Genomic DNA, 13,826 nt, shown 5'->3' with positions numbered 1-13,826 from the left:
TTATGAAAAAAATAAAGATTTTGGTCGCAGGAATCGTATTAATCGGGATTGCAGGGGCAGCGGGATACTATCTTCGCAAAGGTCGTACTGTTGCCGCGACTGGTGTCACTCATGGTGGTGGCATTGAAATTTTGAAAGCAGCTCAGCTTAATGCCGGGATGGCATTGAAAACACATTTGGATTCCCCAGTGGGAAAAGCATGGAGGACTAAGGATTTCACCCAACTTCATTCTATGTTCGGTCTAAAAAAGAATGTCCAAGACAATATTTCGTTTTTTCAGGCTAGCATATATATTTTAGACGTGACGAAGCCTGATTGGAAACTCGAGGAGAGAAAGTCCTTGGAGGAATTACAGACGGCAATTGCCGACTATATGATGGCTAAACGTGACAAGCCAGTTCTGGGGCCAGAGGCGCAGGCATTGAGCTATGCTTCTAAGGTTCTTTTGAAATTCAATTCGATTCCTGAAGAAAGTATTAAAGCGATGTCGAACTTTTATGGCGTTGCAAACTCTGAAGGCCAAAGGAATCAGAAAGACATCGTGGGTGAAACGCTATTGCGTATGAACCCTGTACCAGAAAGAGGCCGTAAGATTGTTCGCGAGAAAATATATTCGAAACAAGATCCCTATCAAGGCGTCGTCTTGATCGCACAAATGCGTGATGCAATGGCCGCGACCGAGTTATGGAATGAAGTTGCTAAGAACTTCAGTTCTTATCCTGCGCAGTATCGCTCGATGATCTTTAAACAGTTGGTAATTCGTCACCAGTTGATTAAAACGGACCTAAGCGTTCATTTGGATTCTTTATTGAAAGACGGCAATGAAAACTCCCAGGATGCATTCCTGGTGGGCGTTCGTGAACTAGATATCGTTAGCAAGTACCGCTCTGACATACAGAATATTGCCAATCTAACGCAGTATCCAGAAACAAAAATCCTGGCTCTCTCTTTACTGAACATTTCAGGAGGCGCTAAATGAAGCACCTAATTTTAGCTCTGTCATTTTTGCTGTCATCCTTAGTCGCGAAAGCCCAGTACATTGAGGAAATTGGCTCTTTGGAGAGTCTCTACGAAGTCAGAGCACGCTCTGTTCTAAATACGATCTTGCGCCCGACAGAATACACGTTGGTGGTTGCGGTCGAACTTGACCGTGATGAAAAGAAACTCAAAGAATTCCATCAGGAAGCAGAACTGCAATATTTGCCAGGTATGCCGATGATGGGCGACGTACCCGTAGGGCCCGTCGCTGCAAATAAACTCCATGAAATGAAAGCGCGCACAGATATTAGTGTAGTTTTGTCTCGCAATGTGTCCCCGGAAGTTGAGAAAGTCATTCGTGACCTCTTGGTTTCAAAACTGCATTTGGATTCTACGGCGGGTGACGCTGTGACAATTCGTCGTATCGAATTGCCGATGGACCCGAAAGTTCAAGAACCTCCAAAACAACTGCCAGAGCTTTCGTGGAAGACATGGGTTCTTATTGTGATCTTGTCTTTATTAGCTCTTGCCGGCTTGATGTTCGCCGTTTGGAAGCGAAGTAAAAACTCAGAACCCAAAAAAGAGATCAAAGAGAATCATGACTATGCTCATGACATCGATGAAAAACCAGAGACGAAATCAGATGTGGTTCCGGCAGCAGCCAATGGCGTACTTCCCGCAGATGGCATCGTTGCAGATAAATCCAAATCGAATGAATTGGTTTGGGATTTGGACCTTGAAAGTCTTCGTCGCCATGTGATTCAAATTGCCACTCAGTATCCGCAAATGGCGTCCCGTGCGATTTCAGAGTATTGCTTGCAAGGGGCCGCCGAAAGTACGACCAATTTTATGGACTTTATTGGATGGGATACAGCGAAACACTTGTTCTCTGAAATTCCCGCCATGGCCTGGGGTCGTTTAGGTCGCTCAGTGAAAGAGCGCACAGGTGATCCATTGCCGGCACAAATCGAAAAAGGTGTGCGTGAAACGTACCGAGCTTTGTTGGCTGCTTATATCGAACACGAAATGGCTGAAGATGAAGCAGGACCATTCAATTTCGTACTGAAGTTGCGTGATGACCAACGCATGCAGATTCTTGAAAAAGAAAGTGCTAAAAACATCGCAATCCTATGCTTGCATGCGCCTTCTGAAGTCACAGCGGGAATTTTAGGAACTTTGGAAAGCGACAAGAAAATCCGTGTGATGGGAGAGCTTTCTCGCATCGAAAAGATTCCTCACGATGTTTTACAGTCAGTGATTCAATCTTTCAAACAACGTTTCGCAGATACTCGATTGAAGCCAGAGCCAAAAGTCGATGGGGCAACAGTTCTATCAAAGGTAGTTCGTGGTATGTCAGCAGAGGAAGAGATGAACATCTTGAATCTGTTCGCCGCAGAAAATCCCGCAGAGTTAGATCGTGTGCGTCGTTCAATTTTGATCTTTGATGATGTCGGTGTGGTTCCAAGAGATATCCTGTCGGAAGTGCTGGGCCTATTTGAAGTGGAGTCTTTGTATAGCGCGTTCTTCCGTTGTCAGCGTCCTTTGATCAACGCGGCTTTGGGTGCATTACCAGAGAAAAAAGCCATGATCTTAGAGCGTGAACTAAGCGACATGCCGATGATTCCGTCGCAAAAAGTGACTGCGGAAACTCGCAGAAGCATTTGTCTTCGGATTGAAACGATTCTGGACTATCGCTCCATCACGATGACGGATCTGATTGATGGAGCCGTCAAGGTGACTAAGATTCGCGCAAATGAAGGCTAAGGAAAGTAATGTCATCGGGTTGTTCGATTTCTTGAGTGAATTCGATAATCCGTTTGGCAATTTGATCGTGAACACTGCGCTGGGATCCTTTGGTCGAAGCGTCTGCAGCCATTTTAAAGACCGTACGCTCTCCGAACTGTTCACCCTTGTCATTCTGAGCATCTGTTAAGCCATCTGTGTACGCAAATAATGTTTGTCCTAGTTTAAAGTCGACCGTCACTTCTTCATACACTGTGGCCTTTTCGTGACCCAATCTTTTGCCATTCACATCACCCAACAGAGTTATATCGGACTTTTTAAATTTACGACCTTCTTCACTGAGTGGCAGCAACAGCGGTGGTTCGTGGCTGGCATTTGCGTAAGTAATCTTGCCTGTTTTCAAATCCATGGTTGCTGCGAATGCCGTCATCATCTTTTCGCCCTTCGCGATATCACAAAGCACTTGGTTGATTCGGCCCAGGGTTTTTCCAGGACTCCAGATTTGCTCATCGACTGTCAGCGACAGGATCGAACGAGTGGCGGCTGTAATCAGGGCAGCGGGAACTCCGTGACCTGTTGCATCTCCAATGAAGATAAAGATTTTGTCTTCGACGCAGTTGTGGAACCATAGGTCTCCGCCGCACTCCGAAGCTGGATGATAATATCCCTTCAAAGAGTAAGAATCTGTTTCCACTTTCATTTTCGGCAGCAGTGTAGTTTGAACTTCTTTGGCTGTTTCAAGTTCAGCCTGCATACGGGCTTTTTCTTGAGTTTGCCGCAGCAGCCCCTCGATCTTGCTTTGCATGGAATTAAAGACGCCCGCCATCTGACCGATTTCATCGTTATTGGAGATCTTCAAAGGTTTTGCAGAGCCATTCTTTGAAAATTCACTCATCGCATTCGCCAGTCGCAACAGGTTCTGGGTCAGACCATCAATCGACAGGAACATCGCAATCAGACCGATCACCAAGATCACCAAACTAGCCAGGAGGGTTTTGTTCATGACCGAATCGACCACGGAAAAGATGCTTTTCTTATCAAAGACTTCGAAAACATAGACGTCTAACTGTGAAAGTCGCTTGAAGGACATTAGATAGCGACGGTTGTTGATGTCGACGTCTTTAACTCCGCTGGAATTTTGTTGAAAGATTTCCTTCAGACGTGGAGTGATAGCGTTGAATCCAGTATCAGATGGTTGTGGAAACCACCATTGTCCATTTCGGGCCAAATAAAGAGCCACTTCGTTTCGGCTTTGCAGGTTTTTGAAGAATGGGAAGTTCAAATTTGCATAAACACGGAAAGGTCCCTGACGAAATAGCACGGTGATCTTATCAGGAAATTGGATGTCATTTTCTACAAGCAGCTCATTTTCCTTCAAAGAAGTGAGTCTTTGAGAGACTGCTTCAGAAGTTGATATTTGTGTTCCGAGAGCATCCATGAGACGCAATGGGAAACCTTCTTGAGCTACAAAAATAGAGATATCGCCCCATTTTTGGTTGTTAGCGAGGGCTTTTACTTGGGGAGGAAATTGTTGGGTTGCGGCATCGAAGAGTTGCAGAGCTGAGCGAATTCGCTCGAAACTGGTAGTAAATTCCTGATCAAAATTTTGACTGAGTCCATCGATTCTCTCGAGGGCATTCGCATAGACGTAAGATCGTTTATCAGAGAGAAAAGTCTCGCGATTTAGAATAAAGATTGTGGCGGAAGAAGCGACCAAAAGAACAGAAACGATTAACAAAAATTTTACTTTTAACGACATGCAGATTCCTCTGCGGGCTCATCCATTGAGCAAACGCAAATTAATCATGGATTATCGTTGCGTTTTTGCAAATAAAAAAACCACAGCCTTTTGAGCTGTGGTTTTGAATTTGTAACTTTAGTAAGTAAATTACTTCGCTTTCAAATGGCGATCGATAATGTCTTTGAACTCAGAGAATGGGTACGCACCACGAAGTGATACACCGTTGATCAAGAAACCTGGAGTACCGGAGAAGTTGAATTTCTTAGCTTCTTCCATGTCAGCATCGATGATTTTCGTGATTTTTTCTGATTTAAGATCAGTTTCAAGACGTTTCATGTCCGCACCAACTTTTTTCGCAGAGTCTTTCAAGAAAGCCTCTTTTTTAGTGCGAAGTTCACCTTGGTTTTCGAAAACGATGTTGTAGAACTTTTCAGCTTTTGCATGGTCTTGCATTGCAATTGCTTCGAAGTAACGAGCTGCTGGCATCGCCAATGGATGGAAATCCAACGGCAAGTGTTTAAGAACAACACGTACATCTTTAGGGTAAGCTTTCATAACTTCGTCAACAGTCGCGTGACCTTTTGCGCAGTATGGGCATTCGAAGTCAGTGTATTCGATGATTGTTACTTTTGCGTCTTTTGGACCAAAAATAACACGGCCATCTTCAATGTTTGCTTTCAAAGGATTGGCGAACTCATCGTCACGCTTTTTGCCTTCTTCAGCCATTGCTTTTTCTTGAGCTTTCTTTTGAGCGCCTTGAGCTGCTTTGTTCACCACTTCGATGAATTGCTCAGGATCTTTTTCGATTGCTGCGAAAACGATGCTTGGATCTTTTTCTACTGCTTCTTTAAGTTGTTTTGCAGACGGAGCACAATTCACAAGGGAAAGTGCCAACGCTGAAACTGCGACTAGTTTAAATGCTTTCAATGTTGCCTCCATAAAGGAAAATATTGTTAAAACTCAAAAGCCCTCCCATTGTGCCATGTTTTTTAGGCGAGGGAAGGAAAAAAAACCTAACCTAAGTCCTGTACCCTAATCTTGCCGTGCTGCATGAAGTGATTGGACTTGCGTGAAGTTTGTGTGTGTTTAGACTGGAAACTATGAAAACAACAAATTTTATTTTAGCAACACTCGCGACTGTTTTTTGCCTGAACGCACAAGCAGCTCTTATTGCCAACTACGCAACCCTTGCTACCAAGGATCTTGATCAGATGAATGAACTCATCAATGAAAAGATCCAGGAGTCCGAGGAAATGGCTGACGAAAAGTACATTCCTTTGAAGGAAGCTCTTCAGGCCGTTTTCTCGCGTCCAGACGGTACGGACGACATGATTGACAAGGTTATCGGTCCATTGCGCACCAAGTTGGATGAATTGGATCAATGGGAGAACGCATTGACGATTCTTGTGGACGAGGCCGTGGACGCTTTGAAGAATCCTAAGGGCGTCAAACCTGTCATTCAAAATACTTATGCTGTCTTTTTGGAAAACTTCGTTGCAGAAGCAAAACCTTATGCCAAAAAAGGTGGTTTCGAACGCAAACTTTTGGAAAAAATCCGCAACGCAAAAATCCAAATGTCCAAGGAGGCAAAAAATGAGCGTAGCCTTCGTGGCATGAAGGTGGGGGATTCTCCATCGGATTTGGCGAAGCGAGTGCTTGAACAGAATCCTATTGAGAAACAGGATGCTCCTAAAGCTGATACAAAGAAAAAGAAGTAAAACAGTTCGCCGGTTTCCCTCGAAAACCGGCATTTTTTTCCCTCGACCGGACTGGCCTCTGGTACTTTCTGACCAGAGACCAGCGTCAAATTAAAGACCTCCTCAAGTCCCCGAAAATCGCCTCAAATTGACTCAAGTTCTTACGAACTCCTACCGATAGAAACAACAGGTAATAGGGGGCAGGATGCTCTCCGCTTTGATCTCGCAAATCAGGGTGCAAGCAGATGGAGGATTCGATGTTTCTTCAAGGCGATTTGCAAATTATGTTCGATGCACTTTATTCAGTGGGCGCAATTGACCCAGTGTTGAAGTTAGACTGGCAAGAAGTCACTAAAGAGATGATGGCAAACCCAGCACTTCTTAGTGAAGCTTTCCAAAGCATTAACGGTTGCCGCGGAGACAAAGATCTACTTATCCAGAAGCTGCACATGATGGATCAAAGATCCGTAAGTTATATCGCTATGGAGGTCGCTCGTGAGTTTTGTGAATTCCAAGACCGTAAAGATTTGCACTAGTCTAGTAACGGCATTTCTGATCACCAGCGTGGCAAATGCATGGGAAGTGGATTTTTCCCGTCGTCAGGTTAATTTCAACCAGGTGACGAACGATGATCGCCTGCCTGCAAGCATCAAAGAAGATCAATCCGTCAGCATTCTGGGTAAAGTATTCGACTCGGTCGAGCCGGCTCAGGATATCGTCATCATGAACACTGATAAGGGCTTCGTGCCGGAAACAGTGCGATTGAAAAAGGGCAACAGCTATCGTATTCACGTGGTGAACGTGAACGGTAAGGAAAAGAACGTCAGCTTCGTATTGGATGCGTTTTCTGAACACCACAACACGGTTTTCGGCGAGCAAAAAACATTCAACGTGATGCCTAAAACAGACGGCATTTTTTCCTATCAATGTCCTGAAACTGCAGTTCAAGGCAAATTTATTATTTATTCAGACACGAATTCTGTCCCTGGTGGCAGAAAACCAGCTTCAAACTAATTTAAGCAAGGTGCACCCATGTCGGATCAGTCGAACGTTTTCAAGCAGACGATACAACAGAACCTCGGTCCTGTTGTTAAGTACCTTGATGACCCGGGTGTATCTGAAATTCTGGTGAACGGTCCCCACGAAATTTTCGTCGAACGCAAAGGTAAACTCGAGAAGGTGGCTGAAAAGTTTCCTTCCGAGGACGACCTGCGTGCAGCAGTGAACTCCATCGCACAATCCGTCGGTCGTCGTATCAATGACGAAAATCCCAGACTGGATGCGCGTTTGCCGGATGGCTCACGTATCGCAGCGGTGATTCCGCCGATGTCACGTAAAGGCACGACTCTGTCGATTCGTAAGTTTACGAGCACTAAAATTACTTTCAACGACTACATTAAAATGGGCACAATTTCAGAGGACGGCGCGCGCTTTTTGGATATCGCGATGTTCCTGGGAAAAAACATTATCGTGAGCGGTGGTACGGGCTCCGGTAAAACAACTTTATTGTCGTTGTTGTGTTCGCGTATTCCCAAAGGTCAGCGTGTGTTGATTATCGAGGACTCGTCAGAGTTGCAGGTCGATTATGAACACTTGGTGATGTTTGAAACTCGCATGGCCGATGCCCAGGGTAAAGGCGAAGTGAGTATCAAGGATCTGGTTAAGAGTGCCTTGCGTTTGCGTCCGGATCGCATCATCGTCGGGGAGGTTCGCTCGGGCGAAGCTCTTGAACTGTTGAATGCGATGAATACCGGTCACAAAGGTTGCATGGGCACAGTCCACGCCAATTCTCCGGAAGACGCGATTGTGCGTTTGGAGGCGTTGGCCCAAGGCGGGGACGGAAAAATCAGCGAGCGCGCTTTGCGCCAGCAGGTGTCCTCGGCCATCGATTTGATTGTGCAAATCTCCCGTTACGGAGACGGCTCGCGTCGAATTGGAGCAATAAGTGAAGTCCGTGGATTCCTCCCAGATGGTTCGTACGACGTAGTACCAATCTTCGAATTGGGCCGTTTGGTGCGTCGCCCCGATGGAACACTCGAAGGCAAACTCGAGTCCACAGGCAATGTCCCGACCTTTATGGACGAAATAGTCGATAACAAGCTCCCTTTCCCCAAATCCAAATTCCAAAAAGCCGCTTAGGGTGCCAGGTCCTACTTACGGACGCGCTGCGATGAGTTCCGAAAAGGTGTCTGCGAACTCGCGCGTTTTTGGCAGAAGCGCTGCGCCATGGTGTTTTGATATAATATAGTTATTTCAATGGCTTCGCTTTTGGGCTATCACTTTTGCGTGCACTTTAGTTGTAAGATCTCCAACTCAGTTTTGACGGTTCTAGAAGAGCAAGGTGAAGACCTTACGCCCCTCTATGAACAAATTCATCTGCCAGTTGAACTGTTGCGAGATTCTTCATACTGGATCAGCGCTCCGGACATGGAGCAATTCCTTGAAATGTGTTTGCGACTTCCACTCAAAAAAGATTGTGATGTGCTGACTCGTGCAGGTCACAACGGACCCGAGCTTCGCGCATGGGGTGTGTTGGATAACGTACTTCGCATGATGCCTCGTCCGCAGGAGATTTTTAATCAGCCTGAACATTTCCTGGGTTATTTCATTTCTCCAAAACCACCGATCGACAATCTTCGCAAAGACGAGGTGAGCATCTCTTTTGATTTGCCACTTCCCGCAGAGCAATATCCGTTGGTGACAACGTATTTGAAGGCGGCGTTTGAATCATTGCCGGTATATGTCGGCCAACCTCTGGCTTCGTGTGAGTGGTCAGGAATCAGTTTGAAAATGAGCTGGGCCACGCAGCAAAAATCCATCTTCACGGAAAGTGAAAATGTGGGACATCAGGTAAGCCCTGATTTGTTCCAAAGTTTGCTGAACGATTTGCAGCGCACTCAGCGCGAGCGCGAAGATCTGCAAAAATACGTGGGTGATCTTGAAGACAAGATTCGCACATTCGAAAAGCAAAGATTGCAGCAAGTGGCGCAGATTGAAGCCGCAGACACAGTCGAGGGGAAAGCTTCGTTGCTTCCTCACGAAGGGTCTTTGTCGCATTTGAACTTTGATGTCGAATCTCCGGCGTATTCCCTGAATCAGAATCTGGCCCGCATGCATGATTACATGGTGCGCGCTCAGCAGTTGATCACTATGCTTGCCTCCCAAGGGAAAACAAATCCTGCGGTGAAGGAAGCCATGAGACGTGTGGACTGGGAGTTCGTGAAAACCGAATACCCGCGCACTGTTTTCAACAGTATGGAACTTGTTAAAAAAATGAACTCTAAGCATTCCGAGAAAGAAGGAACTCATCATGTCTGAAATCATCAGTGTCGTAGCTCGTGAAATTCTTGATAGCCGTGGTAATCCAACGGTTGAAGTTGAAATCGGAACAGCCGATGGCAATATCGGTCGTGCCGCAGTTCCATCTGGCGCATCGACTGGTGCCCATGAAGCTTGTGAACTTCGTGACGGTGATAAAAACCGTTATGGCGGTAAAGGCGTATTCAAAGCTGTAGATAATATTCGTGAAAAGATCGCTCCGGAAATCCTGGGCCTTCAAGCGACTGAGCAAGTTTACCTGGACAAAGTTCTTCGCGAAATCGATGGAACTGAAAACAAAACAAACCTGGGCGCGAATGCGATCCTCGGGGTTTCTTTGGCTGCTGCCAAAGCCGCTGCTGCTGACGTAAATCTTCCATTGTACCGTTACATCGGTGGTTCTCAAGCTTGCCGCTTGCCGGTGCCTTTGATGAACGTACTTAACGGTGGCGCGCACGCGAACAACGGTCTTGATATTCAAGAATTCATGATCGTTCCGACTGTGAACAACTCTTACGCTGAGTCTTTGCGCGCAGGAGCTGAGATCTTCCACGCTCTTAAAAAAATCCTGGGCAAAAAAGGTTTGACGACAGCAGTGGGTGACGAAGGTGGCTTCGCTCCGAAATTGTCTGGCAATCAGGAAGCATTGGACTTGATCATGACTGCGATTGTTGATGCAGGTTATGATCCAGGTCAAAACGTATTCTTGGGCTTGGACGTTGCTGCGACTGAAATGTACAAAGACGGCAAGTACCAATTCGATGGCAACTTGATCACTCCAGCTGAACTTTTGAAAGTTTACCAAACATGGGGCGAAAAATACCCATTGATCACAATCGAAGACGGCTTTGCTGAAGACGACTGGGATTCTTGGGTGAGCATGACTGCTGCCATGGGCAACACAATGCAACTTGTGGGCGACGATTTGTTCGTAACAAATCCAAAACGCCTGCGCATGGGTCTAGAGAAGAAAGCTGCGAATGCGTTGCTAGTTAAAGTAAACCAAATCGGAACTTTGACTGAAACTTTCGAAGCCGTAAACCTGGCACAAAGAAACAAATTCAAAACTGTGATGTCTCATCGCTCTGGCGAAACAGAAGACACATTCATCGCAGACCTTGCGGTGGCCTTGAACTGCCACCAAATCAAAACCGGCAGCTTGTGTCGTTCTGAGCGTATCGCAAAATACAACCAACTACTTCGCATCGAAGAAGACTTGGGTGGTATGGGTGTTTACTGGGATAAAGCAGCTTTTAGATAAGCGCTCTTGTTTCACAGAATAAAAAAAAAGCCACTCGAAGGAGTGGCTTTTTTTATCGGTGGCGAACTTCGATCACGGTTTTTGTTTGGGCGATTTCGTTGATTCGGGTATTCACGATATTAAAATTTTCTTGGTCAAGATTAGCATCCCACTCATCCAGCAGAATAATTTCTTCTGAAGAGTTTGCCAGGACTTCGATATGTGCCAACAGATTTTCTCCTGACGAACGAGTCGAAGATGTGTCACCACCAATCATCAAGTCAGGGTGGGTAGGTAAGTACACTGAATTGTTCAGGTTATGATTAAGGTGTAGCAGAAAAGTCGATTTGCCTGCTCCATTGGCTCCCCGGATTTCAAATCGACCCATAGGGTTTTCTTCAAATTTGTTGATCATTTCTTTGATATCAGAGAACGATTTCTGATTGATTGTGATTAGGTCGGTTTTGATAGATCCCTCTAATTTTCTTGCAGGAATAATCGTACCTTCGCACAAGACACTGAATTTAGCTTCAACACCAAGAAGGCTCGTCAGGCTTTGAAAAACACTGCGAAAAACCCCGAGGATGTTGAGTTGTCTTGGCAAAGTCGCCAGCAGAGCGATCAATACCTGTGTGTTCGAGAACGAGTTCCATATAATCCAGCAAACCGATATTAGCACAGGCAGGCCAGTAGCTAACCCTAATGCAAAAATCAACAGTTCACTCGCAGTCGCTGATTGAGACGCTCGTGATTGCGCGGATGAAATTTTTTGAGTGAATCTATTTTGATAGTTTTGCAGAATGCTGGAGTTTTTCAGAAGGACATTGTCCCACGACTTCAAAAGATGGCCGACAAGTTCCGTGCGTGCGGATTGATCAACGTTGTAAAGTGCTTCGACTTTTTTACTGAATTTACGGTATACCAGGAAACTCAGAACTCCAGAGCATGCGAACGCCGGAAGTAAAGACATATCAATAGTAAAGCTAAGAGTAAGAACACCAAGAATAATCGAAAGTACGAACGAGTAAATGTCCATGCTGATAAAGAGCACGAGACCCAGGTAGTCACTGGCATCTGAGCCAATTGAGGCAAGAAAGCGGTCTTTTAAATTTTTACTTTGCCACAGAGATGCGTTCCCACGTTTTGAGAACAAATTTTCGCTTAAGAATATTCTGTATGCATCGAAACTTAGGTTGCTTTCGGTGCGACGGATAAAGATGTTAATAACCGGAGACAAAATAAAAAGTAAAATACTGGTAAGAGTCCAGAGAATAAACTGTTCGCGATTCTCGAACGAAAGCCCGGCTTTGGCGAGCGCGTAAGTACCGAAAGCATTCAAGGCCTGTTGAGCAGTAATCAATGCGAATGCGAACAAAAGCTTTTTCTTTTCAATATAATGTGTGAGGTATTTCATTTTATCGTCCTGTCTTAGTTAATAAGCCATTCCATAATGATGGAGTAGCGTAGCCATTGATTCACTTTTTTTACACTGTGCCAGTGGGAGTCTTCTGAGCAAAAAAGAACCATTCGGTTGGTAATTGGCGCGATCACTTTCGAAGTGCTTGATAGAGGGCCCTTCGACTTTTCCTTCAGCAGACAAATCTCGCCACCGTATTCTTCCTTCCAGTCGGGCGACACATATAAAATGCAGACCAGAGATTTTTGATCTTGGTTGTCGACGTGCGCAGGCATTGCTGGTGAATCTGGAGTCATGACTCGCAATTGCACTAAGCTCTTTTCATTTAGTTTTAGCGAAAGTCCCGTAGTCTTTTCCAGGAATGCTCTGAATTCTGAGCCCAGAAAGTACTTTGCGAGATCCAGGTCAGGCAGGAATTTGTAACGAATCTCCATGTCATCATCGTCGTCTTGGCGGAAGTCGTTTTGATGCTCAGGCAGTAGTGACTGAAGTCTTTTTAAACTCTCATCCGGAAGGAAGTTATCGAAGATAAAGTGAGGCCAAGGCTTAAGATAATGCATGGATAATCCTGAATCATAAGGCGCACTTTTGAGTGCTCCTTACGGTAATAAGTTATTTTTTTGGAGCTGACGTTTTTTGAAGAAGGGAGCGGATCTCGGCAGGAATATCGTTCTCTGGGAGGTCTCTTTGAACACCTTGGCCAGCTCTGTTACGTTCAGACATGATTGATTCGAAGAAATTTGCGGCTTTCATTTTTTTCCTTTGTTTTCGAGAATCGAGATTGATTCTTGCCGATTCCTCAAAGCAAGGCAGGGGCCACAAGTGAGGGGCTCCATAACGAAAATAAAGGGGGCTGATGGAATTTTGTCTTGGATTCCGGAATTTGTTCTCGGATTGTGGAGGATTTGCCGTAGTCGCCGATCTGGACTACCCAGCAGAGGGCAGCGAAATTAGACTTTTTGTATGTCTTACAGTCGTTTCGCAGTCGGATTACGCCGTTTACTAAACCACCCAGGAAGAGTTGCATTCATCTGCATGATCATCTTCGGGGTTTCCATTGTCTTGAACGGCAACTTGTGGCGCCTATGGGGTCTTCACAGAGATTTTGATCGCATAACAACTGAAATAAATGATAGCAAAAAAGCCACACTCGACCTCGAGGTCCAGCTTAAGCAAGCTAAAGATCCAGCCTTCATCGAACGCCAAGCCCGCGATAAATTAGACCTGGCTGGCGAGCACGATTTAGTTTTCGTTTTTCCTGAACAGTAGTCTAACGCAAGTAGTTATTTGATGTCGCTCCGGTATACTAGCAATAGTATCTCAGCTCTAAATACTTTTTATTTAAAAGTAATACCGGGGGTTTACGTATATGATCGAAAACTCAAACGAATGGAATAAAGACAGTCTTCGCGCTCTGCGCTTGCGTCTTGGATGGAGCCGCTCCGATATGGCTCGTCGCTTGAAGTGTACTTTGACAGACATTGAAACTTGGGAAGAAGGCGGCGGTGAGCTTCTTTTCAATCCTCATATCAAAGGCGAACTTGCCTTGATTCACCGTCAAGCAGATGAGTGCTCTGATGAAGTGCGCTTCACTCCAGCTTGCGAAAACGAGTGCGACAAAAATGCACTTAACCAAATTGATTTCTCACGCGTCAAAGCGGACCTAGAATAATCGACATTCGCACTCTCCC

General features: G+C 45.5%; 15 protein-coding genes. 10 read left to right on the top strand and 5 right to left on the bottom strand.

Annotation, left to right across the window (positions count from 1 at the left end):
- Positions 1–2 precede the first annotated feature (2 nt).
- Complete coding sequence (locus ACLVWU_RS15145) at positions 3–980, top strand: hypothetical protein (RefSeq protein WP_413575686.1); 978 nt, start codon at positions 3–5, stop codon at positions 978–980.
- Positions 977–2,743 carry a hypothetical protein gene (locus tag ACLVWU_RS15140; protein ID WP_413575685.1) on the top strand — a complete coding sequence of 589 codons (1,767 nt, stop codon included), beginning with the start codon at positions 977–979 and terminating at the stop codon, positions 2,741–2,743. The genes ACLVWU_RS15145 and ACLVWU_RS15140 overlap by 4 nt, the downstream gene beginning before the upstream one ends.
- Here the strand turns inward: ACLVWU_RS15140 and ACLVWU_RS15135 are convergent.
- Together ACLVWU_RS15135 and ACLVWU_RS15130 are read right to left on the bottom strand one after the other, a co-directional pair.
- A complete protein-coding gene (locus ACLVWU_RS15135; RefSeq protein WP_413575684.1) occupies positions 2,718–4,481 on the bottom strand; it encodes a SpoIIE family protein phosphatase in 1,764 nt (587 codons plus the stop codon). The genes ACLVWU_RS15140 and ACLVWU_RS15135 overlap by 26 nt on opposite strands.
- 129 nt (positions 4,482–4,610) lie before the next feature.
- On the bottom strand, positions 4,611–5,390 hold the full coding sequence (locus ACLVWU_RS15130) for a DsbA family protein (protein ID WP_413575683.1): 780 nt from the start codon (positions 5,388–5,390) through the stop codon (positions 4,611–4,613).
- 173 nt (positions 5,391–5,563) lie between these two features.
- Between ACLVWU_RS15130 and ACLVWU_RS15125 the strand changes: the two genes are divergently transcribed.
- The 6 genes from ACLVWU_RS15125 (at position 5,564) to eno (ending at position 10,739) form a co-directional block, all read left to right on the top strand.
- The gene (locus ACLVWU_RS15125) at positions 5,564–6,181 is read left to right on the top strand and encodes a hypothetical protein (RefSeq protein WP_413575682.1); all 618 of its coding nucleotides are present in this window, start codon (positions 5,564–5,566) and stop codon (positions 6,179–6,181) included.
- 236 nt (positions 6,182–6,417) lie between these two features.
- On the top strand, positions 6,418–6,696 hold the full coding sequence (locus tag ACLVWU_RS15120; RefSeq protein ID WP_413575681.1) for a cytochrome: 279 nt from the start codon (positions 6,418–6,420) through the stop codon (positions 6,694–6,696).
- The gene (locus ACLVWU_RS15115) at positions 6,656–7,174 is read left to right on the top strand and encodes a cupredoxin domain-containing protein (protein WP_413575680.1); all 519 of its coding nucleotides are present in this window, start codon (positions 6,656–6,658) and stop codon (positions 7,172–7,174) included. The genes ACLVWU_RS15120 and ACLVWU_RS15115 overlap by 41 nt, the downstream gene beginning before the upstream one ends.
- An 18-nt stretch (positions 7,175–7,192) precedes the next feature.
- Positions 7,193–8,299: a CpaF family protein gene (locus tag ACLVWU_RS15110; RefSeq protein WP_413575679.1), complete on the top strand. Its 1,107-nt coding sequence runs from the start codon at positions 7,193–7,195 to the stop codon at positions 8,297–8,299.
- A gap of 117 nt (positions 8,300–8,416) precedes the next feature.
- Complete coding sequence (locus tag ACLVWU_RS15105; protein WP_413575677.1) at positions 8,417–9,478, top strand: hypothetical protein; 1,062 nt, start codon at positions 8,417–8,419, stop codon at positions 9,476–9,478.
- On the top strand, positions 9,471–10,739 hold the full coding sequence (gene eno / locus ACLVWU_RS15100; RefSeq protein ID WP_413575676.1) for a phosphopyruvate hydratase: 1,269 nt from the start codon (positions 9,471–9,473) through the stop codon (positions 10,737–10,739). The genes ACLVWU_RS15105 and eno overlap by 8 nt, the downstream gene beginning before the upstream one ends.
- Before the next feature lie 52 nt (positions 10,740–10,791).
- On the opposite strand, the gene ACLVWU_RS15095 is transcribed toward eno, so the two are convergent.
- Genes ACLVWU_RS15095 through ACLVWU_RS15085 form a run of 3 tightly spaced genes read right to left on the bottom strand, consistent with a single transcriptional unit; the run spans position 10,792 to position 12,888 of the window.
- Positions 10,792–12,132 carry a hypothetical protein gene (locus tag ACLVWU_RS15095; RefSeq protein ID WP_413575675.1) on the bottom strand — a complete coding sequence of 447 codons (1,341 nt, stop codon included), beginning with the start codon at positions 12,130–12,132 and terminating at the stop codon, positions 10,792–10,794.
- A gap of 14 nt (positions 12,133–12,146) precedes the next feature.
- On the bottom strand, positions 12,147–12,695 hold the full coding sequence (locus ACLVWU_RS15090) for a 2OG-Fe(II) oxygenase (protein ID WP_413575674.1): 549 nt from the start codon (positions 12,693–12,695) through the stop codon (positions 12,147–12,149).
- Positions 12,696–12,747: 52 nt separating this feature from the next.
- The gene (locus ACLVWU_RS15085; RefSeq protein WP_413575673.1) at positions 12,748–12,888 is read right to left on the bottom strand and encodes a hypothetical protein; all 141 of its coding nucleotides are present in this window, start codon (positions 12,886–12,888) and stop codon (positions 12,748–12,750) included.
- A gap of 210 nt (positions 12,889–13,098) precedes the next feature.
- Between ACLVWU_RS15085 and ACLVWU_RS15080 the strand changes: the two genes are divergently transcribed.
- Positions 13,099–13,404 carry a septum formation initiator family protein gene (locus tag ACLVWU_RS15080; protein WP_413575671.1) on the top strand — a complete coding sequence of 102 codons (306 nt, stop codon included), beginning with the start codon at positions 13,099–13,101 and terminating at the stop codon, positions 13,402–13,404.
- A 100-nt stretch (positions 13,405–13,504) separates the two neighbouring features.
- Positions 13,505–13,807, top strand: coding sequence for an XRE family transcriptional regulator (locus tag ACLVWU_RS15075; protein ID WP_413575670.1), 303 nt, complete (start codon positions 13,505–13,507; stop codon positions 13,805–13,807).
- Positions 13,808–13,826 lie beyond the last annotated feature (19 nt).

It is taken from the genome of Bdellovibrio sp. HCB290, from assembly GCF_047305925.1.
Taxonomy (GTDB): Bacteria; Bdellovibrionota; Bdellovibrionia; order Bdellovibrionales; family Bdellovibrionaceae; genus Bdellovibrio.
This window is presented reverse-complemented; position numbering and strand designations above follow the sequence as displayed.

Coding starts and splice junctions, on each gene's coding strand:
- ACLVWU_RS15145 (WP_413575686.1), top strand. CDS start 3: ATGAAAAAAATAAAGATTTTGGTCGCAGGAATCGTATTAATCGGGATT.
- ACLVWU_RS15120 (WP_413575681.1), top strand. CDS start 6,418: ATGTTTCTTCAAGGCGATTTGCAAATTATGTTCGATGCACTTTATTCA.
- ACLVWU_RS15110 (WP_413575679.1), top strand. CDS start 7,193: ATGTCGGATCAGTCGAACGTTTTCAAGCAGACGATACAACAGAACCTC.
- ACLVWU_RS15090 (WP_413575674.1), bottom strand. CDS start 12,695: ATGCATTATCTTAAGCCTTGGCCTCACTTTATCTTCGATAACTTCCTT.
- ACLVWU_RS15085 (WP_413575673.1), bottom strand. CDS start 12,888: ATGAAAGCCGCAAATTTCTTCGAATCAATCATGTCTGAACGTAACAGA.
- ACLVWU_RS15075 (WP_413575670.1), top strand. CDS start 13,505: ATGATCGAAAACTCAAACGAATGGAATAAAGACAGTCTTCGCGCTCTG.
- ACLVWU_RS15105 (WP_413575677.1), top strand. CDS start 8,417: ATGGCTTCGCTTTTGGGCTATCACTTTTGCGTGCACTTTAGTTGTAAG.
- ACLVWU_RS15080 (WP_413575671.1), top strand. CDS start 13,099: ATGTCTTACAGTCGTTTCGCAGTCGGATTACGCCGTTTACTAAACCAC.
- ACLVWU_RS15095 (WP_413575675.1), bottom strand. CDS start 12,132: ATGAAATACCTCACACATTATATTGAAAAGAAAAAGCTTTTGTTCGCA.
- ACLVWU_RS15135 (WP_413575684.1), bottom strand. CDS start 4,481: ATGTCGTTAAAAGTAAAATTTTTGTTAATCGTTTCTGTTCTTTTGGTC.
- ACLVWU_RS15140 (WP_413575685.1), top strand. CDS start 977: ATGAAGCACCTAATTTTAGCTCTGTCATTTTTGCTGTCATCCTTAGTC.
- ACLVWU_RS15125 (WP_413575682.1), top strand. CDS start 5,564: ATGAAAACAACAAATTTTATTTTAGCAACACTCGCGACTGTTTTTTGC.
- eno (WP_413575676.1), top strand. CDS start 9,471: ATGTCTGAAATCATCAGTGTCGTAGCTCGTGAAATTCTTGATAGCCGT.